This window comes from Halorubrum tebenquichense DSM 14210 (genome assembly GCF_000337415.1).
GTDB classification, from domain to species: domain Archaea; phylum Halobacteriota; class Halobacteria; order Halobacteriales; family Haloferacaceae; genus Halorubrum; species Halorubrum tebenquichense.
Window position 1 is genome coordinate 1 of the sequence record NZ_AOJD01000088.1, and the last position, 24,367, is coordinate 24,367.

The following is a 24,367-nucleotide window of genomic DNA, read 5'->3' on the forward strand; positions in this document are numbered from 1 at the left end:
CCCCAGCCTCGTCGGTGGTCCTCCGCTTCGCTCCGGACCACCGACTCCCTCGCGCGGCGCTCCTCGGCCGCGATGCGGCCTCGGAGGCGCGCGCCGTCGTGTAAATGGGAAAGTAGCGTCGGAATCGTCGATACCAAACCGCAGTAAAATCGAACGGCTCCGACGACTTCGCGGCTTTACGGCCGGTTACAGATCCCGCGTGAGCCGCGGGTTCGTCACCGCGCCGTCGGCTGCGGAGGCGAAGTCGCGGCCGTACTTCGCGAGGATGCCGCCATCGTAGGGCGGCTCGGGCGCGTCCCAGTCCTCGCGGCGCTCGTCCAGTTCCTCGTCGGAGAGGTCGACCGTGAGGTCGCGCTCGGGGATGTCCACGGTGATGTGGTCGCCGTCCTCGATGAGTCCGATCGGGCCGCCGACGGCCGCTTCGGGCGCGACGTGGCCGATCATGGGGCCGCGGGTGCCGCCGGAGAAGCGACCGTCGGTCAGGAGAGCGACGTCGTCCTCGTGGCCCGCGCCGACGACGGCGGCGGTGACGCCGAGCATCTCGCGCATGCCGGGCCCGCCGCGGGGCCCCTCGTTGCGGATCACGATCACGTCGCCGGACTCGATCCCGCCCGACTGGACGTACTCCATCGCGTCCTCCTCGTTCTCGAACACGCGGGCGGGGCCCTCGTGGTAGAACTCGTCGTCGCCGGTCACCTTCAGCACCGAGCCGTCCGGCGCGAGGTTGCCGTCGAGGATCTTGATCGCCCCCTCCTCCTCCTTCGGGTCGTCGACGGTGTAGAGGAAGTCGGCCTCGATCTCGTCGTCGTCCGGGAGGTCGCCGTTCGTCTCCAGCTCCGCTATCTCCGCTTCGAGCGTCCGCCCCGTGACGGTCATCGCGTCACCGTGGAGCAGGTCGGCCTCCAGCAGGCGGCGGAGGACGACGGGGACGCCGCCGATCTCGTGGAGGTCGTTCATCACGCGGCTCCCGCCGGGCTGGAGGTTCGCGATCTTCGGCGTGCGGCGCGATATCTCGTCGAAGTCCTCGATCGTGAGGTCGACGTCCGCCTCGCCGGCGAGCGCGAGCAGGTGGAGGACCGCGTTCGTCGACCCGCCCATCGCGGTCTGGGCCGCGATGGCGTTCTCGAAGGACTCCCGCGTGAGGATGTCGGAGGGGCGGCGGTCGTTCTCGATACAGTCCATCACGAGTTCGCCCGCGCGCTCGGCGACCGCGTAGCGCTCCTCGTCCTCGGCGGGCGGCGAGGCGGACCCGAGCGGGGCCAGCCCGAGCGCCTCCGAGAGCGACGCCATCGTGTTCGCGGTGTACATCCCCCCGCAGGAGCCGGCTCCCGGGCAGGCGTGCCGCTCCAAGTCGTCGAGCTCGTCGGCGTCCATGTCGCCCTGCGCGTACGTGCCGACGCCCTCGAACACCTGGACGATCGTCACGTCGCGGCCCTCGTGTTGCCCGGGCATGATCGACCCGCCGTAGAGGAAGACGCTCGGCAGGTCCGTGCGGATCGCGGCCATCATCATCCCGGGGAGGTTCTTGTCGCAGCCCGCGACCGTGACGAGCGCGTCCATGCGCTCGCCGAAGGAGACGAGTTCGACCGAGTCCGCGATCACCTCCCGCGAGATCAGGCTCGCCTTCATCCCCTCGGTCCCCATCGAGATGGCGTCGGAGATGGTGATCGTCCCGAACTCGATGGGCATCCCGCCCGCGGCGTCGATGCCGTCGAGCGCGGCGTCCGCCACGTCGTCGAGGTGGACGTTACACGGGGTGATGTCGGCGGCCGGGTTGGGGACGCCGACGATGGGCGACGAGAGGTCCTCGTCGTCGAACCCCATCGCGCGGAACATCGCGCGGTGCGGCGCTTTGTCCGGCCCCTCGGTCACTTCGCGGCTCCGCAGGTCCTCGTCTTTCCCGCCGGCGAATCGATCGGTGTCCTCCCGGCGACGACGCCGCTCGTCGTCGTCGGACCTCGGCTGCTGTTCGCTCATACTCGCCCCTGTCGCTCGGGACTCTTAAACCGCCCCGTCGGGGCGATGGTTGCTCCGTGGGGCGAACGGGTTCGGGACAGGGCGAAGTCACCACTTACCGTCGAAGGAGATATCGACGCCGCAGGCGTCCGCAAAGTTGCTGAGATGGCGTTTCTTATCCTTCTTATTAAACGACGTATAAACATAGTAGTCGCCACCGACTTTCCGGTACGTTCGCATCTCGTCTCCGGTCGGGTGGTTCGGCTCGTCGTTCAGTAGCGCAATTTTCTGCCCGGGAACGTACGGAAGTGGTTCGTATGCCGCTATCAGGCCGTGATTTTCGATGAGATGATCTACAGTCTCTTCCATAACATCTGACTGGCTATCGCCACTGACGTGCGTCGATCCGGCGGGGGTGGTGACTTCAACGACGTACGATCCGGATACCTCCGGTCGTTCAGAGGCTACCGTTGGATCTGCTGGTTGGTCATCGCTTCTGGCGTCTATTTGACTCTCATTCTCATTCTGTTCCAGTTCTGCGATCAGATCGTCAACGAGCGTCTTCGAGAGTGACTCCGCCGGCTGGGAAACAACTTCGCCCACTCGATCCACGACCGTTTCACGAATAGAATCGGCGATGTCGTCTTTTTGCTCGGACAACGTTGCGATAGCTTGTCGTCGGCGCTCCACTCGCTGATAAATCTCTGTTGAGGCACCCGACTGAATCGAGTTCTTCGAGAGCGCGGCAAGCATCCAATCGTTTACAGTAAGGTCCGCGAGATCGGCTTCTCCGAGACGTTCTACGTCGGGGTTGTCACCGTCTTTTTGGAGTCGAAACACGAGAAATTTTTTTCCGTTCGTGAGCAGCCCCCAGTCGACCCACTCTTGTCGCATGTAACTCCGCAGTTGGTCGGCGTGCGTGTCTGTGATTGTCGTGTCGCAACCTTTCGCTTCAACAAATAGAGCCGGTGAGCCGTCGGCGAACAGCGCGTAGTCGACCTTCTTTTTCGAGGATCCCATCCGAACCGAGTACTCCATCTCGATCTCGGTCGAGTAGAAGTCCCAGCTGAGAAGGTCCTTTATAAACGGATCTATCAGTCGCGATCGCGTGTTCTGCTCGTCCATCTGCGGGGACGAGTCGACGAGCGACTGAGAGCGTTCGACGTAGTCCGAAACCGCCTCCTCGTCCATCTTCTGAATATGTCGCGTGCGTTTCGTCTTAAAAGTGAAGCATCGAATCGTTCTCGATCTCACACCCGCGCTTTCAGCTCCACCCGATAGCCGAACGGGTCGCGGACGTACACCGCGCCCGCCTCGCCGGTCGCGCCGAGCGGCGAGTCGAGCGTCTTCTCGACCTCGACGCCGGCCGCCGCCAGATCGGCCTCGATCGCCTCGACCGACTCCTCGACGACGACCGCGACGTGGTCGTAGTTCGTCTTTGTCGGCGGTTCGAACTCGTCGGTGGGCCAGAGGTGGATCACCGCGGTCGCCGAGAGCCGCACGTCGAAGAAGGGCTTCTCGTCGGCCGCGTACAGCGCGTCCTCGATCCCGAAGCCGAGCGCCTCGCCGTAGAATTCGCGGGCGTCGTCGACGCCGTCGGCGGGGATCCGGAGGTTCACGTGGTCGATGTGGCGCGCGTTCACGGTGGTCGATTCGGCGTCCGGGCGCAAAAGTCGTGGGGGGAGCGGCGCGACTCTCGCCACCCAACGTCGGCGAGCGAACCGACGGCGGTTCGCCGACTCGGGACGGCTACGCGCGGTCTCGCGGCCTGCCAACGGCCGCTGAGTATTTAATCGGAGACGTGTAACTACCGCACATGATTGCTTTTGACGTCGCCGTCGGACCGCTGATGGGCGGGATGGCCGGCTCGGGGATGGCGGGCGGGATGGGCGGTTGGCTGTTCGCCTTTCCCCTGGTCGCGCTGTTCACCGTCTCGGCGCTGCTCGCCGTGGGCCTCGTCGGGATCAAGCTGCTCGCGAACGAGACGGATGACGGGCCGGACGCGAGTGACCCCGACGAGACCCCGGTCGAGCGCCTTCAACGGCGGTACGCGGCGGGGGAACTCACGGAGGCGGAGTTCGAGCGGGCGCTGGAGCGCGAACTGGAGCGCGAGGGGAGCGACGGAGTCGACGAGAGGGGGGCCGCCGAGGCGGAGCCCGCCGGTGAGGCGGCGCGAGCGCGGTGAGCTGAAGTCGATCCGGGAGTCGGTTCAGGCGAACGCCGTCAGGATTCCCGCGCCGTCGGTGCTGCGGCCGAGGTCGGGGAGCGTGGCGCGCTCGGGGTGGGGCATCAGCACGGCGACCGTCTCGCGCTCGCCGAGGACGCCGGCGACGTTGTCGGTGGAGCCGTTCGGGTTGGCCGCGTCGGTGACGTTGCCCTCGGCGTCGCAGTAGCGGAAGAGGACGCGGTCGTCGGCGACGAGGTCGGCGTGGGCGGACTCGCCGATCTCGAAGCGCCCCTCGCCGTGGGCGATGGGGACCTCGATCACGTCGCCCTCGTCGTAGGCCGCGGTCCACGGCGTGTCGGCGCGCTCGACGCGGAGGCGGACCGGCTCGCACTGGAAGCGCGCGGAGGCGTTGGTGGTGAACGCGCCGGGCGTCAGCCCGGACTCGGAGCCGATCTGCGCGCCGTTACAGATCCCGATCACGGGGACGCCCTCGTCGGCCGCGGCGCGCACCTCGTCCATGATCGGGTCGCGGGCGGCCATCGCCCCGGCGCGCAGGTAGTCGCCGTAGGAGAAGCCGCCGGGGAGGACGATCCCGTCTGTGTCCGCCGGGAGGCCGTCCCCGTGCCAGACCCGTTCGGCGTCGACGCCGACGTGCTCCAGCGCGCGCACCGCGTCGCGGTCGCAGTTCGAGCCGCCGAACTGGACGACGGCGACCGTCACGCCGCCCACCTCGCGTGGGCGGGCGCGGCGGTTCCGTCGGCACCGCTCGCGCCGGTGACGGTCGGCGTCGTCTCGACGATCGAGGCCGTCATCGCTCCGCGACCGCCACGTCGTAGTCGTGGATCGTCGGGTTCGCGAGCAGCCGCTCGGCCATCTCGCCGGCGCGCTCGGCCGCCTCGTCGGCGTCGGGCGCGTCGAGGTCGACCTCGAAGCGGTCCGCCGAGCGGAGGTCGTCGAGGTCGAACCCGAGCCGTTCGAGGGCCTGCTGGGTCGTCTCGGCCTCCGGGTCGAGGACGCCCCGCTTCAGCCGGACCGTCACCGTCGCCGTGTAGTCGGTCATGTCCGTTGGTGCGGAGTCGTGTGTAAAAACCGTTTTGGAACCGCGTTTATACGCACGTTCGTGGATACAGATCGGTCGACCGTGCGGGAGGCAGGGACCGCGCGGAACGAAAGGGGCAAAACCCTCCGACTGCTGGAGGGGACGTATGCAGCCGCTCGAACCCGCGGAGGTGATCGTCGCGTGACCCGCGAACTGACCGAGATCACGGTCGTCGGAGGAGACAAGACCGGACTCATCGCGCGGGTCACCTCCCTGCTGTTCGAGCGCGGAATCAACATCGAGGACCTCGATCAGGCGGTCCGCGAGGGCGTCTTCCGGATGACGACCCGCGTCGACACCGCCGAGATGGAGACCTCCCGCGGCGAACTCCGCCGCGCGCTCGCCGAACTCGGCCGCGAACTCGACGTCGACATCCAGGTCCGGTTCCCGAGCGACCGCGACGCGCGCCGGATCGCGCTGCTGGTCACGAAGGAGACCCACGCGCCCGAGGCGTTGTTGGAGGCCGAGGCCAACGGCGACCTCGCCGACGACGGCGAGGAGGCCGAGATCCCGGTCGTCATCGGCAACCGCGGGGACCTCCGGTCGCTCGCGGAACGGTACGACAAGCCCTTCTACGACGTGGGCGACGGCAACGGGAACACCGACGAGGAGCGCCTGCTCGACCTGCTGGCCGAGTACGACGTGGACCTGATCGCCTTGGCCCGCTACATGCGGATCCTCTCGCCGGAGGTCGTCTTCCGGTACGAGGGCCGGATCATCAACGTCCACCCCTCGCTGCTGCCGGCGTTCCCCGGCGCGGAGGCGTACCGGCAGGCGAAGGACGCGGGCGTCCGCATCGCGGGCGTCACCGCCCACTACGTCACCACCGACCTCGACCAGGGCCCGGTGATCGCCCAGCGCGCCTTCGACGTGCCGCCGAACGCCGACGTCGACGCGATCAAGCGCCGCGGGCAGCCGCTGGAGGCCGACGTGCTGCTCGACGCGGTCCGGCTCCACCTCGCGGACGCCATCGCGGTCCACCGCGGTACCGTCCACGTCCGCGAAGAAGTCGACGTCGACGCGCAGCTGGGCCTCTCCGAGGCCGCCGTCGAGGCGAACCCCGACGAGCCGGTCGACGGCGAGCCGCTCACCCGGTCCCGGCCGTCGCCGTCGGACGACTGAGCGCCGGTCTCGGCCGCGCTATCGACTACCTTTAACCGACTGCGACCGAAACGACGGAGCGATGACCGAGCGTCGCGCGCGGACGGAGTTCCTCGCTGACACCGCCGCGGTCGTCCGCAGCGACGAGCGGATGATCCTGCTGTTCCTCCTGCTGCTGTCGGTCGCGGCGCTCGCGGTCTTCCTCCACTACACGACGCTGGTCCTGGAGGGCCTCCCTGACCCGATCCCGACCGAGCCGCTCGGACCGTAGTCGACGATCCGTCCGGCGGTTCCGCGCCTCACTCCAGTCGGACCAGTAGGTCTCGGTTCGCCGCCTCGTAGCGAAGCCGCTCCGCCCGGAGCGCCTCGCGACGGCGGTCGGCCCACTCGCCCGCGTCGAGGCCGGTCTCGCCGACCGCCTCCTCCACGGTGTCGAGCAGGTGCGCGAGGACCGTCCGCTCGCCCGCCTCGTACGGCGGTTCGATCTCCCACGGCGACGGTCCCTCGGCGATCACGGTCGCCGCGCGGGCCAGCGACGCCGCGCCCTCCGGGCCGCCGGGGCGGAACTCCCGCATGTGACGGCGATAGCGATCGAGAACCGCGTCGTCGTCGGGGTCGGGCGGGGCGAAGCGCGTCTCGCCGTCGTAGGTGATCGGCGCGTACGCGACGGGGGCGACCTCGGCGAGGGCGTCGACGGCGGGCGCGGCGTCGACCACGTCGAAGAACGCGCACCCGACGACCGCGTCGAACCGCTGTCCCGCGGCCGCCGCGTCGCTCGCGAACGCGAAGGCGTCGGCGACGCGGTACTCGACGTCGACACCGCCGACCGCGTCGCCGAGTCGGTCCTCGCCCGCGGCGAGCGCTTCCTCGTGGGCGTCGACCGCGACCCACCGGCCGCCCTCGATCACGCCCCACTCGGCGAGGCGCTCGACCATCGTCGCCGTCCCGGCACCGACCTCCAGTATCTCCGGCTCGGGCGGGAGTTCGTCCGCGAACCGGTCGAGGACCGCGCGGTTCAGCGAGCGGTCGTCGAGCGCGCGCTTCGCGTCGAGGTACGCGGCGTGGTCCGTCACGCGGCGTCACTCCCCGTCTCGCGGTTCGCGGCCGTCTCGCGGTTCGCGGATGGCTCCCCGTCCGCGGTTGCCCCGCTTCCGGCCTCCGCTGCCAGGAAATCGACCACGGAGTCGAGCGTCTCGGACCACCCGGGCCGCGCCTCGTGGTCGCGGCGCGCCGCGACCCCCATCTCGGCCAGCCGGTCGCGGTCGTCGAGGTCTCGGAGCGCCCGAGCAACGGCCTTGGAGTCGTCGGGCGACACGAGGGCCCCGGACTCGCCGTCGCGGACGAACTCGCCGGCCCCGCCCGCGGTCGTCGCCACCGGGACGCAGCCGAACCCCATCGCCTCCGCGTACACCATCCCGAACGGCTCGTACCGCGAGGGAACCGCTAGGACGTGGCTCTCGCGGAGCCGCGCCGCGACCGCCCCGTCGTCGAGCCGGCCGGCGAAGCGGACCCGGTCGCCGATTCCGGTCGCGGCGACCGCGCGCTCGACGCGCTCGACGTACCCGGGATCGATCGTCCGGTCGCCGACGACGGTCAGCCGCCAATCGACCTCGTCCCGGTCGAGCCGAGCGACGCCGTCGACGAGCGCGTCGAGCCCCTTGCGGGGGACGACGTTCCCGAGGAACGTCACCTCCAGCGGGCCGGACCGCGCCCGGTCTCGGACGGCCTCCTCGGAGATCCCGGACTCGAACCGGTCGCCGGCCGGCGGCGCGACCACGTTCCGGGCTGGCCCGCCGAGGTCGGCCGCGTCCCGCCGGGTCGTCTCCGCGTTGTACACCGCGGCGTCGACCCCGCGGAGGAACCGGCGCTCGATCGCCGTGACTCCGCGGCGGGCGAGTTCGGAGCGGACGCACGCGACGCGACCAGTCCCCACCGGCGCTCGGGGCGCTCGGGCCGCGTGCGCTCGCCACGCGATCATGTGGACGAGCGCGACCGTCGGCGCGTCGAGGGACCGGTTGGCGAGCAGCACGGACGGGTGCGCCAGCCCGTCCTCGACGACCACGTCGAACTCCGACAGCCGGTCCGCGAGCCGATCGGCACGGAGGTTCGGTGCGAGACGCTCCCGGTAGGAGCCCCGCGGGAGCGAGACGACCTCGACCGCGTGGCCGCGCTCGCGGAGGCGGTCGCGGAGCCGGCGGTCGTAGTAGAAGCCGCCGGACTCCGACTCGACGTCGCCGGCGAGCACGAGGGCGACGCGCATCCCCGTCACTCCGGCGCGCCCGTGTACGAGACGCTCGCGGCGTCGTCCTCGCGGACGGTGACGGTCAGTTCGGTCGCGGCGGGGGCGTCGACGCCGGCGAGCGCGTCGAACAGCCGCCGGGCCAGCCGCTCGGCGCTCGGGTTCCCGTCGAGGTGCTCGTTGAGCGTCTCGTCGCGGTAGCGGTCGGCGGCCTCCGCGAGGGCCTCGGTCGCGAGGTCGATGTCGAGCAGGTAGCCGTACTCGCCGAGTTCGGGGCCGCGGAACGTCGCCTCCGCGGTGAAGGTGTGCGAGTGGAGCGTCGCCTCGTCGGCCGGCGGGTTCGGGACGGTGAGGAAGTGCTGTGCGACGAACGTCTCGGAGACGGTCAGTTCGTACATGGGTAGGTGAACAGGATCTGGCGGGTCGCGTCCCGCCCGTCCGCGAGCCGCCGGTACGCGCTCGGCGCGTCGGAGACGGGGACGCGGTCGGTGACGAGTCGGTCGGTGACGTCGAGGTCGTCGTCGAGCCGCCGGAGCTCGCGCCACGCGGTCTCGCGGCGGCGCTCGCGGTCCCAGCGCCCGCGGAGCTCGGGCGCGATGGTGCTGACCTGGCTGCTCCGAACGGTCACCCGCCCCCGGTGGAAGTGGTCGCCGAACCCGAGGTCTGCGCGCTTGGTGCCGTACCACGACCCGACGACGACGCGGCCGTCGAACCGGGTGGTCTCGACCGCCGTCTCCAGCGTCTCCGGGCGGCCGGACACCTCGACCGCGAGGTCGACGCCGCCGCCGGCCCGCTCGCGGACCGCGTCGACGGCGCTGGACCGCCCGTCGTGTCGGCTCGGGTCGACGACGGCGTCCGCGCCGAACTCCGCCGCGAGCGACCGCCGGTCCTCCCTCGGCTCGACCGCGACGACGGTCTCGGCCCCGCTCCGCGCCAACAGCGCGGTCGTGAGCAGTCCCACGACGCCCTCCCCGAACACCGCGACGCGCTCGCCGATCCGCGGGGCGGCGTCGAGCGTCAGGGTGACCGCGGTCTCCGCGTTCGCGAACAGCGTCGCGGTCTCCGGGCCGATCCCGTCGGGGACCCGTCGGAGCCCGTCCGGCGGGACGGCGAATCGGCTCTCGTGGGGGTTGAACGCGAAGACGGTCCGGTCGCGCCACGCCGGGTCGACGGCGTCGCCGACAGCGGTCACGCGCCCGACGACCGCGTAGCCGTACCGGAGCGGGTACGAGAGGTCGCCGTCCAGCGACGGCAACTCCTCGTCGGCGACCGTTTCCGGGTCGAGTTCGCCGCGGTACGCGAGCAGTTCCGACCCCGCGCTGACCGCCGAGACTGACGCCTCGACGACCGCCTCGTCCGGGGCGGGGTCGGGCTCGTCGATGCCGACCACGTCGACGCGCTCCGGGCCGACGAACTCGACCGCGCGTCCGGCGTCGCCCCCGCTCACCGGGGGACACCCCTCGACGTCCGACGACCGCGACCGTGTGACATTACCGACAACACGGGTCGATCGAACATAAAGCCCCGGCGGCGTCGGTCGGTCGGCGACGCCGGCGTCGCGGCCGCTCGGGAGTAGACATAAGCCGACGGGGTCCGTGCTTCACGTGTCCATGGCACACTCGAACGCGGGCGTCGACGGCGGGTCGCTGACGCCGCTGCACTGGGTCGGAATCGTGGCGGCGGCCGTGACCGCGACCGCACACGTCGTCCTCGGCGTCCGGGCCGGCGGGACGTACCTGGTCCTGTTCCTCTTCGCGGCGCTCGGGTTCGGTGCCGGCGTCGCGGCGGTCGTCTTCGACTACCGTCGACGGCTGGCGTACGCGCTCGGCATCCCCTTCACCGCCGGACAGATCGTCCTGTGGTACGTCCTCAACGACGTCCCGCCGATCCCGACGAGCCACGCGGTCGACAAGGTCGCACAGGTCGTGTTGATCGCGGTCCTCGCGGTCCTGTTGTCCCGGGAGTCGTGAGCCCGCTGACCGCTGTCGGACCCGCGTGACCCGCGGTCGCGAGCCGTGGTACCACACGTGTTGTGTGACCGGACGCGCACAGCCGCCGTCCGCTTATGTTCCCGACTCCGGTACTGAAAAGCGATGGCCGACGACCCCCTTTTCGACGAGTTCGAACTGAACGGACACACCCTCGACAACCGCGTCGGTCTCGCGCCGATGACGCGGACGAGCGCGACCGACGAGGGGCACCCGACGGACCGGATGGCGCGGTACTACGCCTCCTTCGCCCGGGGCGGCTTCTCGTTCCTCGTCACGGAGGGCGTCCACCCGGACGCGACGCACAGCCAGGGCTACCCCAACCAGCCCGGCCTCGCGACCGACGAACAGGCGGCGGCGTGGGAGCCGGTCGTCGACGCCGTCCACGAGGAGGGCAGCCCCATCTTCGCCCAGCTGATGCACGCCGGGGCGCAGGCGCAGGGCAACCGCTACGGGTACGGTCCCGTCGCCCCCTCCTCGCACCGCCCGCCGGGCGAGATGGCCGAGATGTACGGCGGTTCGGGCGAGTTCCCCGAGGCGGACGGACTCGACGCCGAGGGGCTCGACGACGTGAAGGCGGGCTTCGTCGCCGCGGCGGAGCGCGCGGTCGACGCCGGCTTCGACGGGATCGAGGTCCACGCCGCGAACGGCTACCTCCTCCACGAGTTCGTCGACCCGCAGGTCAACGAGCGCGACGACGAGTACGGCGGGTCGCCGGAGGACCGCGCGCGGTTCCCCGCCGAGGTGACGGCGGCCATCGACGAGGCCACGCCCGACGGGTTCGTCGTCGGCGTCCGCGCCTCGCAGGCGGCCGTGGTCGATCAGGAGCGCGTGTGGCCCGACGGCGAGGCGACCGCCGCCGCGCTGTTCCCCGCGCTCTCCGACGCCGGTGCCGACTACGTCCACGTCACCGGCGGCGACGCGACCGCGCCCGAGGTGCCGGACACCGACCGGACGCTCGCGGAACTCGCCGCGGACCACGCCGACGGCGTCGCCGTGATCGCCAACGGGAGCCTCGGCGACCCCGAGAGCGCCCGCGCCGCGCTGGCCGACGGCTCCGACCTGATCACGCTCGGGACCGGCGCACTCGCCAACCACGACTGGCCCGACCGAGTCCGGACGGGCGAGCCGCTCGACGACCTCGACCCGGGCGTCGTCTTCCAGCCCGACGCCTCGCTCAGCGACGCCGAGGTCCCCGGCGACGACTGACGTCGCCGCGAGATCTCTCCCTCGAAGCGTCGCGACACGACCCGCGGCGTTCCCATCCGCCGGCCGACTCAGCCGCCGTTCCCAGCTACCGACCGACTTAGCTTCCCTTCCCCTCCGCCGAGACCGCCGGATCGTCGCGGCCCAGCCGACCCGTCGCGGCCGCCCAGTCCCGGGCGAAACTCCCCAGCAGCGCCGCGAGCGCGAGCCCCGCGAGCGCGGTGAGCCAGACGGCCTCTCCGCCCCCGACAGCGCCGCCGACGCCCGGGAGGAGCGCGAGCGCGACGACGGCGAACTGCGCGGTGCCGACGAACGGCCGGACCCGGCTCGGGGGGAGTTCGTACACCGGCGCGCCGGTCCGCCTGCGCCGCCACAGCGACCTGGCGTAGGCGTACCAGACGCCGCCGGCGACGAGGTACCACCCGGCGAGCGACCCGGACGCGACGGCGACCGCCGCGCCGACGAGGACGGCGAGCGCGTCGGTGGCCCCGTCGAGGCGCGCGCCGAGGGCCGTCTCGGTCGTGCGGCGGGCGACCGCGCCGTCGACCGCGTCGAGGCCGACCGCGCCGGCGAAGAGCGCGACTGGGGTCCACGGGGACGGGGGCGGCGCGACGGCCGCGCCCGCGAGGACCGCGGCGAGCCAGCCGCGGAACAGCGTGATCGCGTTCGCCGGACCGAGCCGCGGGTCGAGGTCGCCCCCGTCCGACGGGCGGTTCGCGTCGAGGTTCGTCCACGCGTACATCGCCAGATACGCCCCGGGCGCGGCCGCGGCGAGGATCCACCCCGTCCCGAGCGGCCGCCACAGCGCCGCGAGACCGAGGAGGCCGAGCGCCGCGACGGCGACGAACCGGAGGCGGAGGCGACGGAGCGGCGCTGCCTGCGACCCGGGTCCGGCCATCTCAGTCGGTCCGACGGTCCGCCGGGGGTTCGGTGTTGCGGTCGGCGGTCTCGGCGTTTCTGTCGCTGCTCCCACCGACTTCGTCGGTCTCGCCCTCGGCTCTCTGCGGCGTCTCGCCGATCTCCTCCATCACGCGGGCGTGGAACTCCCGGAGGACGGCCGACTCGTCGTCGGCGATGACGGTGTCGGAGTCGACGAGCGTCGCCAGCCCGAACGCGAGCGGGCTGGGCGAGTCGACGACGCGGTGTTCCACCGCCAGACCGCCGGCCGAGATCCGCTCGACGACCTCGCGGATCCCCTCGACGTCGAGGCGGTCCTCCAGCAGTTCGCGGTACGTCTCCTCTAACACCGCGAACTCCTCCAAGTCGGCTGCGAACGACAGCAGCATCTCGGCGGAGACCTGCTGTTCGGCGGCCGACTTCTCGTACCCCTTGTATCGCTTTAGTATCATGAGCGCGCGCCCGGCATTGATGCGGAAGTAGCGCTGGAGCAGGTCGGTCCCCTCGACGGCCCCGCGGAGGTCCTCGCGGACCGTCTTCGGGTCAAGGTCGGCGAGGATCCCTGCCACGTCGACCTTGCGGTTCAGCGGGAGCGCGAGGCTGAAGCCGCGGTCCGCGACCGCGACCGCCACGTTGGCGTCCGTCCGGTTCGCGACCGCGCTCGCGACGAGCCGCGAGAGCCCGTCGTTGAACCGCCGGCCGTAGACCGAGTGGACGTAGAACCGGCGCTTGTACTCGCTGCGGTCGAGTTCCTCCTCCACCACGAGGCGGTCCGGCGTCGACACGCCCGCCGAGCCCGCGTACTTGACCTGCTCGTCGTACATGCGGGCGAGCGCCCGGACCGCGTTCCCGTCGAGAGGGAACTCGCGGAGCCACGCGCGGACCGCCGCGGGACCGGCGTTCGGGTCGTCGCCGGTCAGCCGGTCGAGGAGTTCGGCCTGGAACGCCAGCACCTCGCGGGCGAGGTCGGCGGAGAGGGGGAGGCGCTCGGCGAACCACGAGGGGACCGTCGGGCGCTCGCTCGTGCGGTCGACGTACACCTTCGAGCCGCGGCGGTAGCGGAACGCGAACCGCTCGCCGCCGAGCGCGAACACGTCGCCCGACTCCAGCGTGTCGAGGTACGACTCGTCGAGCGTGCCGACCCACTCGTCGTCGCGCGTGAACACGTCACACGAGAAGGAGTCGGGGATCGTCCCGACGTTCGTCATGTAGATGACCCGCGCCAGCCGGCCGCGCTTCCCGACGAGGGTCTCGCCGACCGGGAACTCCGGGTGGTGATGCTCGGCGTCCGGCGGGTCGTTGGCGTCGCGCCACACCTTCGGGTAGACGTTCTTCGACTCCAGCCCGTCGTAGTCCGCGGTGAGGTACCGCACGAGCCGCTCGTAGTCGTCCCCTCCGAAGTCGCGGTACGGGTGCGCCCGGCGCAGCACCTCCCGGACCTCGCGGTCCGGGCGGATCCGGTTTATCGCCATCCCGTACACGTGCTGGGCGGCCACGTCGTAGGCCCCCTCGGGCGGGAACACGCGGTCGACGAAGCCGTCCTCGGCGCGCGCGAGCAGCGTGGCGCACTCGATCAGCTCGTCGCGGTCGAGGGCGAACACCCGCCCCTCGACGGTCTCGCCCGGGCTGTGGCCCGCCCGCCCGACGCGCTGGAGCAGCGCCGCGACCGACTTCGGCGAGCCGACCTGGACCACCAGATCGAGGTGGGGCATGTCGATGCCGAGTTCGAGGCTCGTCGAGGTGGTGACCACGTCGAGGTCGCCGGCCTTCAGCCCCTCCTCGACGCGCGTCCGCTGGCTTTCCCCGAGGCTGCCGTGGTGACAGCCCGAGTCCGACTCGTCGTAGTCGAACCGTTGCCGCAGTTCTTGCAGCGTTCGCTCCGCGCCGGACCGGGAGTTCGTGAACACGAGCGTGTTCTCGTGGCCCTCGATCAGGTCGTGAAGCGACTCGTAGAAGCGGTCGGTCACCGCCGACCGCGGCGTGTGGATCAGGTCGGCGGCGGGCGTCCTGAGTTCGAGGTCGAACTCCCGCGAGAACCGGGCGTCGACCACCTCGCACGGGCGCGTCTCGAACCCGTCGGGGTCGCCGACCGCGCCGTCGACGCGGTCGCGCCCGACGAGGAACGAGGCGATCCCGTCGAGTGGTTCGACCGTCGCCGAGCAGCCGATCCGCGTGATCCCGTCGGTCTCCCGCGGCTCGCGGTCGTCTGCCGGATCGTCCCGCGTCAGTTCGGTCAATCGCTCCAGCGACACCGAGAGGTGCGTGCCGCGCTTGTTCGCGGCCAGCGAGTGGATCTCGTCCACGATCACGTACTCGACGGTGCGGAGCTTCTCCTTGAACTTCGGCGAGTTGAGTAGGATCGCGAGCGTCTCCGGCGTGGTGTTGAGGACGTGGGGCGTCTCCGAGAGCATCGCCTGCCGGTCCGCCTTCGAGGTGTCGCCGTGGCGGATCGCCTGCCTGACGCCGGGGTCGTAGGAGTCAGCGTCGCCGTCGGCGTCGGGCTCGGCCCCCGCGTCGTCCCCGTCCGCCTCCGCCGCAGCGATCGCCTCGCCGATCCCCTCAAGCGGGGTCTGGAGGTTGCGCTCGATGTCGTTCGCGAGCGACTTCAGCGGCGAGACGTACAGGCAGTAGACGGAGTTCTCCAACTCGCCGGCGCGGTCGCGCGCGAAGAGGTCGTCGAGGACCGCGAGGAACGAGGCGAGCGTCTTCCCGCTGCCGGTCGGCGCGGCGACGAGGCAGTTCTCCCCGTCGTCGACGTGCGGGATTGCCTCCCGCTGTGGCGGCGTGAAGAAGCCGCCGTTCTCGCCGACGTACTCGCCGAACCGCTCGACCCACCAGCGACGGACCGGCGGCGAGAGCCGGGCGAGGACGTCGGCGTCGCCGATCGGGACCGTCTCCGGGTCGAAGCCGGGGGCCGCGACCGCGCCGCGGACGACCGCGTCGCGGAGGAGGGACCGCGCGGTCGCCTCGGCGTCGCGGTCCGTGGACTCGCTCACGCCGATCACGAGGGCTCGGGAAGGGAAATCGGTTGCGTCGGTCTCGGCGGCAGTTCGCGCGACCGACCCCTCATCCGTCGGTCTCGGCGGCAATTCGCGCGACCGACCCCTCATCCGTCGGTCTCGGCGGCAATTCGCGCGACCGACCCGTTTATCCGCCGCGCTTCCGTGACGGAACACGCATGAGCGGTACCTCGCCGGAGCCCGACCGACGGATCGACCGGAACCTGTTCGTCACCGTCTCCGGCCCGCCGGGCTGCGGTGCCACGACGCTCGTCGAGGGGATCGCGGAGGCGCTCGACTGCGGCTACGTCTCCGGGGGCGAACTGTTCCGCGAGATCGCGGCCGAACGCGACATGAGCCTCTCGCAGCTCATCGCCGAGACCGGCGAGTCCGAGGAGATCGACCGCGCGCTCGACAAGCGGCTCCGTCGGATCGCCGAGAAGTGGGGGACCGCGAACAAGGCGTTCGTGCTGGAGTCGCGGCTCGCGGGGTGGATCGCCGGCAACCGGGCCGACATCCGGATCTGGCTCGACGCGCCCGAGGAGGTCCGCGCGGACCGGACCGCCGACCGCGCGGAGATGACCTCCGAGATGCAGGTGCGCGAGGTCATCGAGGAGCAGCGGTACAAGTCCTACTACGGCATCGACCTCTCCGACCGGTCGATCTACGACCTCGTGATCAATACGGGGCGCTGGGACGCCGAGTCGACGCTCGAACTGGCGCTCACCGGCATCGAGGGGTACGACGTCGAGTCCGACGAGGGCGCGTTCGACACCCCGGACTTCGAGGTCTGAACGCCGCCCGGCGGTCCCGACACGTCCCGATTTCACCCCGGAACACTCCGGGCACCGTCCGAGCCGCGGACCCCCGGCCCACACTTATCCCGGAGCTGTTCGTATGTCAAAAGGAATGACAGACGAGCCGAGCGGCCGCAACCTCGACGGCGACGCGCCGGTCGCGGAGGCCGTCGTCGAGACCGAGGAGGCGACGATCACGGAGGACGCCGAGCTCGAACGCACCATCGGGCTGACGGGCGGCCTCGCGATCGGGATCGGGACGATGATCGGGGCCGGGATCTTCGTGTTCCCCGGGCTGGCCGGCGGCGAGATCGGCACGGCGGCGAGCGCCTCGTTCGCGGTCGGCGGGCTGATCGCGCTCCTCGTCGCGCTCCCCACCTCGGAGCTGGCGACCGCGATGCCCCGCAGCGGCGGCGGGTACTACTTCATCTCGCGGGGGCTCGGGACGCTCGCCGGCACGGTGATCGGGCTGTCGCTGTGGCTCGGGCTCGTGTTCGCGACGGCCTTCTACCTCGTCGGTCTCGGCTACTACGCCCTCGACGCGCTCGCGCAGGTCGGGGTCACGGTCGGCGTCGGCACCGACGCGCTCGTCTCCGCCATCGCCGTCTTCGCGGGGGTCGCGTTCACGGTCCTCAACGTCACCGGCACCGAGAACGCCGCGAAGCTCCAGAACGCCATCGTCGCGCTGCTGCTGTCGATGCTCGTCGCCTTCCTCGGGTACGGGCTCTTGGAGGCGTTCGGGTTCGTCGCCGTCGACACGCCGCCGGGACAGGCCGTCGACGTCTGGGAGGCGGTCCCGATCCTCTCGGTCGCCGCGCTCGTGTTCACCTCGTACCTCGGCTTCGCGCAGGTCGCCACGGTGGCCGGGGAAATGAAAGACCCCGGCCGGAACCTCCCGCTGGCGATGGTCGGCTCGGTGCTGATCGTGACGGTCCTGTACGTGCTGACCATCTTCATCGCGACGAACATCTTCACGCGGGACGCGCTGCTTTCCGCCGGCGAGACCGCGATGGTCGAGGTCGGCCGGGCGCTCCTCGGGCCGGCCGGGGCGCTCGTGATCATCGTCGGCGGGCTGCTCGCGACGATGTCGTCCGCGAACGCGTCGATCCTCAGCACCTCGCGGGCGATATACGGCGTCTCGAAGGACGCGCTGCTCCCGCGGTGGGCGAGCCGCATCAACCTGCGGTACGGCACGCCCCACGTCGCCCTCGGGATGGCCGGCGGGCCGGTGATCGTCCTCGCCGCGACCGGGCAGGTACAGCTGCTCGCGGAGGTCGCCTCCTTCCTCCACCTGATCATGTACGGGCTGATGTGCGTCGCGCTCGTCGCCATCCGGCGGGACCGGCCGGAGTGGTACGACCCCGACTTCGTCGTGCCCGGTGGTCCGGTCGTCCCCGTCCTCGGCGCGCTCGCCAGCTTCGGGCTGATCGCGTTCATGGACCGCCTCTCGATAGCGGTCGGCGTCGCCGTCATCGCCGTCACCGCCGGATGGTATTTCTACTACGCCCGCGACGTGTCGCTCAAGGGGGCCCTGTGATGACACGCGTACTCGTACCCGTCGCGGTACTGGAGCGGGAGAGCGTCTCGCCCGGACTGATATCGCTGCTCGGGACCGTCGACGTGACGCTGCTCGGCTACCACGTCCTGCCGGAGCAGACCCCGCCGGATCAGGCCCGGCTCCAGTTCGAGGAGCGCGCGACCGCCGCGCTGGAGGACCTGCGAGAGGACTTCGCGGCGGCCGGGGGGGAGGCCGACCACCGGCTCGTGTTCACCCGCGACCGCGAGCAGACGGTCCAACGCGTCGCGGCGGAGGTCGACGCGGACGCCTTCGCCGTCACCGGGGCGGTCGGCGACGTCGACCGGCTGCTCGTGTCGCTCTCGGGCGACGTCGACGTCGACCGCGTCCTCTCGTTCGTCGAGCGGCTCGTCGGCGACCGCGAGGTCGGCGTCACGCTGTTCCTCGCGGCGGGAGCCGGATCGCCGGCCGACGCCGCGGCCGACGCGCCGGAGGGGACCGCGCCCGACGACGCGGACCGTGCGCGGCTGGAGGCGGCGGCCGACCGGCTCCGCGAGGCGGGCGTCGAGGCGACGACGGAACTCGCGGAGAGCGGTTCGCCGTTCGACGCGCTGATCGACGCCGCGGCCGGACACGACGCGGTCGTGATGGCGGAGCGCGCCCCGTCGTTCCGGTCGCTCGTGTTCGGCGACGAGGGGGAGCGGGTCGCGGCCGCCTCGGTCGGCCCGGTCATCGTGGTCCGCGACGCGGAGTCCGACGCCTCCGCCGCAGGGACGCGGACCGGACGCGAGGAGTGAGGGCGGGGCTACCGCTCGCCGCGGACGGCGACCGTCTCCCGCTCGAACGCCTCCGGGTCCGCGCGCCAGCGCCACGACCCGACGAAGGGGTAGCCGTCCAGCGCGCAGATGACGTACGAGCGGTCCGGCCACGTCGCGCGCGCGGCGTCCGTCTCGCTCGGTGCTGTCGGTCCGGCCGGGTGCGAGTGGTAGAAGCCGACCGCGTCGAGCCCGTCGGCCTCGATCGCCTCCAGCAGTTCGAGCTGTTCCTCCGGATCGATCCGATACCGGATCTGCGGCCGCTCCGCGACGTTGTCGGCCGCGTAGGCGCGCTCGACGACCGTCACTTCGTCGACGGCAGTCGGGCCGGTGACGCCCGCTTCGTCGGCGTCGTCGCCAGCTTCGGCGTCGTCGCCAGCCCCGCCGTCGTCGCCAGCTCCGGCGTCGTCGACGGTCGTGCCGGCCAGGACGCCGCAGACCTCCGCGTCGCCCCCGGCGTACGCCCGCGAGACGATCTCGTCGTAGACCGCCCTGGGGAGTTCGATCACACGACGGGTGACGGGCGGCCGCCGGATAAATCCGATCCGCTCGGCGGGTGCCGCCCCTCCGTCGGAGGTAGCGGCAGTCGTTGAACCCGCACGGGTATTTTTACCCTCACCCCGGAAGGAGAGAGTATGAGCGACGCCGCAGCCGGGTCTCCGGCACCGACCGCCGAGGAGGCCCTCCACACGACCCTCGACATGCCGTTCGACGACGCGGTGCCGTTCGTCCAGATCGAACACGAACTGGCCGACTTCGAGACGGTTCAGGTCACGCGGCTCGACCAGATGGTCGAGGGGATGCTCGGTCACGACGACGTCGAGCGGACGGCGCTGATCGTCGTCTGTCACCCGGAGATAGCGTACGACGCCCTCGGGATCGACCCGACGCTCGCCGGCATGCTCCCGTGTACGACGATCGTCTACGAGCGCGAAGGCGACGACCGGGTCCACGTCCACCACGTCTCGGCGACGAAGGCGATCCGCGACCTCGGCTGCGCCCCCTCGGAGTCGTCGGCCGACGTGGAGGCGCTCGTCGAGAAGACGGGCGAACTAATGACCGTCGTCTGGGAGAACATCGAGGAACACGGCTCCGAGTAGGACCGACGCCGCACGCGGCGGCGCGCCGAGAGGCGGAGGTAGAGGATTCCCGACGGAGCCGACGCGCCGTCAGCGTTCGATCCCCTCGACGCGCCGGAGCGCGGCTCGGACGTCGCCCGGCGTCGCGTGCGGCCCGCCGCTCACGCGGTGGTCGGGCAACAGGAGGGGGATCGGGTTGTCGGCCAGCGCGTCCCGCACCGTCGCCACGTCGTCGGCGTCGTTCGGGTCGAACCCGCCGAGCCGCGCGAGCCGGCTCACCGACACCTCCTCGCCGTACGGCACGCTCCGGAGGGACTCCAGCACCGCCCGCTGGTCGGTCGGCACCGTCAGCCCGAGCGCGACCTCGGGGAACTCGTCGCGCTCGCCGCCGACGTACGCGCCGATGCGGTCCAGCAGGTCGTGGTCGTCTTCCGCGTCGCCCGGCGGCTCGGCCGGGAATGACACCGAGATGACGCGGCCGCCCGCGAACCCCACCTGAACGGTGCGGCCGATCTCGTCGAACTCCCGGGCGTACACGCCGGAGGTACCCGACAGGCTCATACCCTTCATTGGACGGGTCGATCAGTTAAAATATCGGCCGACAGTCGGCTAACGACCGACGCGACGGACCGAACGGCGGAGCGGGGCCGCGGCTCGACCGGCCGGGTCCCCCGCAAGTCTTATGAACAGATGCGTACATTAGTGTATAGTAATGGACGATCCAGACGAGCTGGCACCGGCGGTCAGATCGATCCTGTCCGCCGCTCACGAACGCGCGGGCTCGGGACCGGGCGAGCGGGTCTCGGTCTCGCCCCGCGACCTCGACGCGGCGTTCGAGCGCGCCGAGGCCGACGGGCGCGTCCCGCTCATCGCGGAGGTGAAACCGACCAGTCCGACCACCGAGGGGACCAGGGAGGACGACCCGGTCGCGCTCGCGGAGCGGATGGTCGCGGGCGGCGCGGCCGCGCTGAGCGTGCTCACCGAGCCGGACCACTTCGGCGGGAGCGTCGACACCCTCGAACGCGTGCGCGACGCCGTCGACGTGCCGGTCCTGCGGAAGGACTTCGTCGTCGACGAGGCCCAGCTCGACGCCGTCGAGAGCGACGTCGTCCTGCTGATCGCCCGCTTCGTGGAGGACGACCTCGCGGACCTGCTCGCGGCGGCCCGCGACCGGGGCTTTCAGGTCCTCGTCGAGGTCCACGACCGCGAGGAGCTGGAGCGCGCGGTCGACGCGGGCGCGGCGACGGTCGGCGTCAACAACCGGGACCTCGCGGAGCTGGTCGTCGACCTCGGAACCTTCGAGTCCGTGGCGCGCCACGTCCCGGACGAGGTGACGCTGATCGCGGAAAGCGGCATCGGGTCGCCGGCCGACGCCCGCCGGATGCGCGCGGCCGGCGCGGACGCGCTCCTCGTCGGCAGCGCGATCATGGACGGCGACGTCGAGGCGAACACGCGCGAACTGGTGCGGGCGGAGGCGGACGGCGACGCGGACGACGAGGACCACCGAGACACCACGGAACACCCAACATGAGCGAGACCGACACGCGGACGACGGAGGAAACGGAGACGGCGCGACGCCCCGGCCGCGAGCGCGGCCGCGAGGACGGGAAGTTCGGCCGCTACGGCGGTCAGTACGTCCCGGAGGCGCTGATGCCGGCAATCGAGGAGCTGACCGACGCCTACGAGCGCTACGTCCTCGACAACGAGGACGGGTTCATGGACGAGTTCCGCGAGCGCCTCGCGGACTTCGGCGGGCGGCCGACCCCGCTCCAGCGAGCCGACCGGCTCTCGGAACGGTACGACACGGAGGTGTACCTCAAGCGCGAGGACCTCCTCCACGGCGGCGCGCACAAGCTGAACAACGCGCTGGGACAGGTCCTCCTGGCGAAGTACATGGGCAAGGAGCGCATCATCGCGGAGACCGGGGCCGGGCAGCACGGCACCGCGACCGCGATGGCGGCCGCCCACCTCGACATGCCCTGTACGATCTACATGGGCGAGCGTGACATCAACCGGCAGCGCCCCAACGTGTTCCGGATGAAGCTCAACGGCTCGGAGGTGAAGCCGGTGACGACGGGCCGCGGGACGCTGAAGGAGGCCATCTCCGAGACGATGCGCGACTGGGCCGAGACGGTCGAGGACACCCACTACGTGATCGGCTCCATCGTCGGTCCGCACCCCTTCCCGGTGATGGTCCGCGACTTCCAGGCGGTCATCTCCGAGGAGGCCCGCGAGCAGGCGAGAGAGAAGACCGGCGGGCTCCCGACCGACGTGGTCGCCTGCGCGGGCGGCGGCTCGAACACGATGGGCACGTTCGCGCACTTCGTCGACGACGAGGACGTCGCGCTCCACGCGGTCGAGGCCGGCGGCTCGACGCTGGAGGTCGACGAGGAGGCTGGCGTCGCGCCCAACTCCGCGTCGCTCTTCGCCGGCGAAGAGGGCGTCCTCCACGGAGCGCGCACGAAGTTGCTCCAGGACTCGGACGGACAGATCATGGAGAGCCACTCGGTGTCCTCCGGACTCGACTACGCCGGGGTCGGGCCGGAGCTCGCGTACCTCGTCGACGAGGGGCGCGTCGATCCGGTCGCGGTCGACGACGACGCGGCCTTGGAGGGGTTCCACCGACTCTCGAACACCGAGGGGATCATCCCGGCGCTGGAGACGGCGCACGCGTTCGGCTACCTCGAAGAGCACCACGAGGACCTCGGCGAGCGCGTGGTCGTGAACGTCTCCGGGCGCGGCGACAAGGACCTCGACGCCGCCATCGAGGAGACCGATCAGCGCGACGTGGCGAACGCGCCCGACATGTCGATGTTCACGGGGGGAATGTAGATGGCCAATTCCGACGCGCTCGACGCTGCGTTCGCGGACGGGCCGGCGTACGTCCCGTACCTCGTCGTCGGCGACCCCGACTACGAGTCGTCGAAGGCGTACGTCGAGGCGCTCGACCGCGGCGGCGCGGACGTGATCGAACTCGGGCTCCCCTTCTCGGAGCCCATCGCGGAGGGGTCGACGATCCAGGAGGCGCTCGTCCGCTCGCTCGACGCGGGGATGACGCCCGACCGCTTCTTCGCGTTCGCGGAGGAGCTGGAGGTCGACGCCGCCCTGGTCTGTATGACCTATTACAACCTCATCTATCAGTACGGCAAGGGCGAGGGTCCCCGTCCGTTCGTCGAGCGCGCGGCCGCCGCCGGCATTCAGGGGCTCGTCGTCCCGGACCTCCCCGCTGAGGAGGCCGACCCGCTCCGCGAGGCGTGCGACGAGTTCGGACTGGACCTGGTCTTCATCGTCGCCCCGACGACGCGGGGCGACCGGCTGGACCGCATGATGGCGAACGTCTCCGGCTACGTGTACGTTCAGGCGCGCTTGGGGACCACGGGCGCTCGCGACGACGTGTCGGACCAGACGACGGCGAGCCTCGACCGCCTCAGCGGGTACGACGTGCCGAAGGCGGTCGGGTTCGGCATCTCGACGGGCGACCACGCGGAGCGGATCGTCGCGGGCGGCGCGGACGGGATCATCGTCGGATCGGCGCTCGTCGACGTGGTCGCCGAGGGGGTCGCGGCGGATCTGTCGACCGCCGAGGTCGCCGATCGGCTGGAGGCGCTCTCTCGGGAGCTGAAGGGGGGAGCCGAGCGCGGCCACCGCTCGCGGACCGGGACCGTCGAGTCCGCCTGATTCGAAAACGAACCAATACGTCCCCGAACGAAACCGACTTACCTCCGATTGACACACGCTCACACAACGACCGATCTCACCATGACAGCAGGACTCTCGGCACGACTCGACCGCATCTCCACGAACGACCGATACCTCATCGTCCCGATGGACCACGGGATCACGATGGGCGCAGTCGAGGGGCTCGTCGACATCGAGTCGACGATCGACGGCGTCACCAGCGGCGGGGCGGACGCGGTGCTCACCCAGCGCGGGATCGCGGAGCGCGTCCACCCCAACAAGAACGGCGCGGGGTACATCGTCCACGTCAACGGATCGACGACGATCGGGCCGGACGAACAGGACAAGCGGGTCACCGCCACCGCCGAGGACGCGGTTCGCGCGGGAGCCGACGCCGTCTCCTTCCACATCAACGTCGGTTCGGAGTACGAGCCGGACCAGATCGAGGAGCTGGCGGAGCTGACCGCGGACGCCGATCGGCTCGGGCTGCCCGTCCTCGCGATGGCGTACGCGCGCGGGCCCGGCGTCGACAGCACGGATCCCGAGTCGCTCGGCCACGCCGTCCGGCTGGCCGAGGAACTCGGCGCGGACGTGGTGAAGACGGGCTACTCCGGCGACGGCGACTCCTTCGCGCGGGTGACGGAGTCGACCCGGCTGCCGGTCGTCATCGCCGGCGGCTCGAAGGGGACGGACCGCGAGACGGTGGAGATGGTCCGCGGCGCGATGGACGGCGACGCCGCCGGCGTGTCGATGGGCCGGTCGATCTTCCAGCACGACGACCCCGAGGGGATCGCCCGCGCGGTCTCGGCGCTGTCTCTTATACACATCTC

General features: G+C 71.1%; 26 protein-coding genes. 13 read left to right on the forward strand and 13 right to left on the reverse strand.

The window, feature by feature from the left end; all coding sequences use genetic code 11:
* Positions 1-186 precede the first annotated feature (186 nt).
* The 3 genes from ilvD to C472_RS15815 all read right to left on the reverse strand — a co-directional run bounded on the left by ilvD (position 187) and on the right by C472_RS15815 (position 3,599).
* A complete protein-coding gene (ilvD, locus tag C472_RS15805) occupies positions 187-1,977 on the reverse strand; it encodes a dihydroxy-acid dehydratase (RefSeq protein WP_006630870.1) in 1,791 nt (596 codons plus the stop codon).
* An 87-nt stretch (positions 1,978-2,064) separates the two neighbouring features.
* Positions 2,065-3,147, reverse strand: coding sequence for a type I restriction enzyme HsdR N-terminal domain-containing protein (locus C472_RS15810; protein ID WP_006630871.1), 1,083 nt, complete (start codon positions 3,145-3,147; stop codon positions 2,065-2,067).
* Positions 3,148-3,206: 59 nt separating this feature from the next.
* Positions 3,207-3,599 (reverse strand): VOC family protein, encoded by a 393-nt coding sequence (locus C472_RS15815; RefSeq protein ID WP_006630872.1) that lies wholly within the window; start codon positions 3,597-3,599, stop codon positions 3,207-3,209.
* A 173-nt stretch (positions 3,600-3,772) separates the two neighbouring features.
* Here C472_RS15815 and C472_RS15820 point away from each other — a divergent pair, with 173 nt between their 5' ends.
* The gene (locus C472_RS15820; RefSeq protein ID WP_049906837.1) at positions 3,773-4,141 is read left to right on the forward strand and encodes an SHOCT domain-containing protein; all 369 of its coding nucleotides are present in this window, start codon (positions 3,773-3,775) and stop codon (positions 4,139-4,141) included.
* A gap of 24 nt (positions 4,142-4,165) precedes the next feature.
* Here the strand turns inward: C472_RS15820 and purQ are convergent, their stop codons facing one another.
* Complete coding sequence (purQ, locus tag C472_RS15825; RefSeq protein WP_006630874.1) at positions 4,166-4,843, reverse strand: phosphoribosylformylglycinamidine synthase I; 678 nt, start codon at positions 4,841-4,843, stop codon at positions 4,166-4,168.
* Positions 4,844-4,931: 88 nt separating this feature from the next.
* Positions 4,932-5,183 carry a phosphoribosylformylglycinamidine synthase subunit PurS gene (gene purS, locus C472_RS15830; RefSeq protein ID WP_006630875.1) on the reverse strand — a complete coding sequence of 84 codons (252 nt, stop codon included), beginning with the start codon at positions 5,181-5,183 and terminating at the stop codon, positions 4,932-4,934.
* Between the two features lie 180 nt (positions 5,184-5,363).
* Here purS and C472_RS15835 point away from each other — a divergent pair, with 180 nt between their 5' ends.
* Together C472_RS15835 and C472_RS15840 are read left to right on the forward strand one after the other, a co-directional pair.
* On the forward strand, positions 5,364-6,344 hold the full coding sequence (locus tag C472_RS15835; RefSeq protein ID WP_006630876.1) for a formyltetrahydrofolate deformylase: 981 nt from the start codon (positions 5,364-5,366) through the stop codon (positions 6,342-6,344).
* A gap of 61 nt (positions 6,345-6,405) precedes the next feature.
* Complete coding sequence (locus tag C472_RS15840; protein WP_006630877.1) at positions 6,406-6,594, forward strand: hypothetical protein; 189 nt, start codon at positions 6,406-6,408, stop codon at positions 6,592-6,594.
* Between the two features lie 28 nt (positions 6,595-6,622).
* On the opposite strand, the gene C472_RS15845 is transcribed toward C472_RS15840, so the two are convergent.
* Genes C472_RS15845 through C472_RS15860 form a run of 4 tightly spaced genes read right to left on the reverse strand, consistent with a single transcriptional unit; the run spans position 6,623 to position 10,009 of the window.
* Positions 6,623-7,396, reverse strand: a complete 774-nt coding sequence (locus C472_RS15845) for a class I SAM-dependent methyltransferase (protein ID WP_006630878.1) — start codon at positions 7,394-7,396, stop codon at positions 6,623-6,625.
* Entirely contained in the window at positions 7,393-8,583 is a 1,191-nt protein-coding gene (locus C472_RS15850; protein ID WP_006630879.1) for a glycosyltransferase family 4 protein, read from the reverse strand. The genes C472_RS15845 and C472_RS15850 overlap by 4 nt, the downstream gene beginning before the upstream one ends.
* A gap of 5 nt (positions 8,584-8,588) precedes the next feature.
* Entirely contained in the window at positions 8,589-8,960 is a 372-nt protein-coding gene (locus C472_RS15855; RefSeq protein ID WP_006630880.1) for a 6-pyruvoyl trahydropterin synthase family protein, read from the reverse strand.
* Complete coding sequence (locus C472_RS15860) at positions 8,948-10,009, reverse strand: zinc-dependent alcohol dehydrogenase (protein WP_006630881.1); 1,062 nt, start codon at positions 10,007-10,009, stop codon at positions 8,948-8,950. Before C472_RS15860 ends, C472_RS15855 begins: the two co-directional genes overlap by 13 nt.
* A 163-nt stretch (positions 10,010-10,172) precedes the next feature.
* On the opposite strand from C472_RS15860, the gene C472_RS15865 reads away from it, so the two are divergent.
* A complete protein-coding gene (locus C472_RS15865; protein WP_049906839.1) occupies positions 10,173-10,532 on the forward strand; it encodes a DUF7475 family protein in 360 nt (119 codons plus the stop codon).
* Positions 10,533-10,655: 123 nt separating this feature from the next.
* Positions 10,656-11,759, forward strand: a complete 1,104-nt coding sequence (locus C472_RS15870) for an oxidoreductase (RefSeq protein ID WP_006630883.1) — start codon at positions 10,656-10,658, stop codon at positions 11,757-11,759.
* A gap of 97 nt (positions 11,760-11,856) precedes the next feature.
* Here the strand turns inward: C472_RS15870 and C472_RS15875 are convergent, their stop codons facing one another.
* Entirely contained in the window at positions 11,857-12,654 is a 798-nt protein-coding gene (locus C472_RS15875; protein WP_006630884.1) for a CDP-alcohol phosphatidyltransferase family protein, read from the reverse strand.
* 1 nt (position 12,655) lies between these two features.
* Entirely contained in the window at positions 12,656-15,658 is a 3,003-nt protein-coding gene (locus C472_RS15880; protein ID WP_006630885.1) for an ATP-dependent helicase, read from the reverse strand.
* Between the two features lie 173 nt (positions 15,659-15,831).
* On the opposite strand from C472_RS15880, the gene cmk reads away from it, so the two are divergent.
* The 3 genes from cmk (at position 15,832) to C472_RS15895 (ending at position 18,762) form a co-directional block, all read left to right on the forward strand.
* On the forward strand, positions 15,832-16,446 hold the full coding sequence (gene cmk, locus C472_RS15885; protein WP_006630886.1) for a (d)CMP kinase: 615 nt from the start codon (positions 15,832-15,834) through the stop codon (positions 16,444-16,446).
* Positions 16,447-16,561: 115 nt separating this feature from the next.
* Positions 16,562-17,986 carry an APC family permease gene (locus tag C472_RS15890; protein WP_006630887.1) on the forward strand — a complete coding sequence of 475 codons (1,425 nt, stop codon included), beginning with the start codon at positions 16,562-16,564 and terminating at the stop codon, positions 17,984-17,986.
* On the forward strand, positions 17,986-18,762 hold the full coding sequence (locus C472_RS15895; RefSeq protein WP_049906840.1) for a universal stress protein: 777 nt from the start codon (positions 17,986-17,988) through the stop codon (positions 18,760-18,762). The genes C472_RS15890 and C472_RS15895 overlap by 1 nt, the downstream gene beginning before the upstream one ends.
* Before the next feature lie 8 nt (positions 18,763-18,770).
* Here C472_RS15895 and C472_RS15900 read toward each other — a convergent pair whose 3' ends face one another.
* Positions 18,771-19,289 (reverse strand): Mov34/MPN/PAD-1 family protein, encoded by a 519-nt coding sequence (locus C472_RS15900; RefSeq protein ID WP_006630889.1) that lies wholly within the window; start codon positions 19,287-19,289, stop codon positions 18,771-18,773.
* Between the two features lie 126 nt (positions 19,290-19,415).
* Here C472_RS15900 and C472_RS15905 point away from each other — a divergent pair, with 126 nt between their 5' ends.
* The gene (locus C472_RS15905) at positions 19,416-19,880 is read left to right on the forward strand and encodes a DUF302 domain-containing protein (RefSeq protein ID WP_006630890.1); all 465 of its coding nucleotides are present in this window, start codon (positions 19,416-19,418) and stop codon (positions 19,878-19,880) included.
* A gap of 69 nt (positions 19,881-19,949) precedes the next feature.
* Here the strand turns inward: C472_RS15905 and C472_RS15910 are convergent, their stop codons facing one another.
* Complete coding sequence (locus C472_RS15910) at positions 19,950-20,420, reverse strand: MGMT family protein (RefSeq protein WP_006630891.1); 471 nt, start codon at positions 20,418-20,420, stop codon at positions 19,950-19,952.
* 151 nt (positions 20,421-20,571) lie between these two features.
* Here C472_RS15910 and trpC point away from each other — a divergent pair, with 151 nt between their 5' ends.
* The 4 genes from trpC to C472_RS15930 all read left to right on the forward strand — a co-directional run.
* A complete protein-coding gene (gene trpC / locus C472_RS15915) occupies positions 20,572-21,390 on the forward strand; it encodes an indole-3-glycerol phosphate synthase (RefSeq protein ID WP_006630892.1) in 819 nt (272 codons plus the stop codon).
* Complete coding sequence (gene trpB / locus C472_RS15920; protein WP_006630893.1) at positions 21,387-22,691, forward strand: tryptophan synthase subunit beta; 1,305 nt, start codon at positions 21,387-21,389, stop codon at positions 22,689-22,691. Before trpC ends, trpB begins: the two co-directional genes overlap by 4 nt.
* Complete coding sequence (trpA, locus tag C472_RS15925; RefSeq protein WP_006630894.1) at positions 22,692-23,537, forward strand: tryptophan synthase subunit alpha; 846 nt, start codon at positions 22,692-22,694, stop codon at positions 23,535-23,537.
* A gap of 81 nt (positions 23,538-23,618) precedes the next feature.
* Positions 23,619-24,367: 2-amino-3,7-dideoxy-D-threo-hept-6-ulosonate synthase (locus C472_RS15930; protein ID WP_006630895.1), on the forward strand; the 749-nt coding region annotated here is incomplete at its 3' end.